Below are 630 nucleotides of genomic sequence, written 5' to 3'. Positions count from 1 at the left end.
CCGTTCCATCCGAATTGCGCCTGAGCACGGTGTCGGGACGCAACGCCATCAGCGCCTCGACCGCATGACGCGCCCGGCCCATCGCCCGCTGCTCCAACGTGGTCGACAAGCTGAACAGCGTCAACAGCACCGCTCCTTCGAGCGTAGCACCCACCGCGGCGGCGGCAAGGGCGGCCACGATCATTATAAGATCGATGTCGAGAATCCGCTCACGCCAAAGCGACGTCAGGGCCCGGACTCCGGTCGGCACACCACCGGCCAGATAGACCAGCACGAGACCGACCGGCCCCCAAAGGCTGGGGCTCAAAAAGGCATCGACAGTCGCAAGCGCCATCCCGGCAAGCGTGATGCCGGTCAATGCTGTCATAAAGCGGTCGGAAGAAAGGTCGATTTGCACGTTGTGTTCCTGGCTGTGCCGCGACGGCGGTAGTGGCTGGAGAGCCCGGGCAGCGGCGCGCCATACGGGCTGGCGTTACATTCCCGGTCGATCAGGTTCCGTTATTCCTTTTCCATCACAGCATCGAGCTTACCTCCAGGACCGCACCGCCGGCAGCCGCGATCAGCACCACGAGCCAGGGCGGAAATTTCCAGCTCATCAGGGCCACGAAGCAGGTCAGCGCCAGCGCAAAG

General features: G+C 63.8%; 1 pseudogene. It reads right to left on the bottom strand.

Features of this window, described 5'->3' with window-relative positions:
- Positions 1-397, bottom strand: a pseudogene (locus HBA93_RS17985) (cation-transporting P-type ATPase); the annotation flags it as partial.
- Positions 398-630 lie beyond the last annotated feature (233 nt).

The organism is Ochrobactrum sp. SFR4 (assembly GCF_019730395.1).
Taxonomy (GTDB): domain Bacteria; phylum Pseudomonadota; class Alphaproteobacteria; order Rhizobiales; family Rhizobiaceae; genus Pseudochrobactrum.
This window is presented reverse-complemented; position numbering and strand designations above follow the sequence as displayed.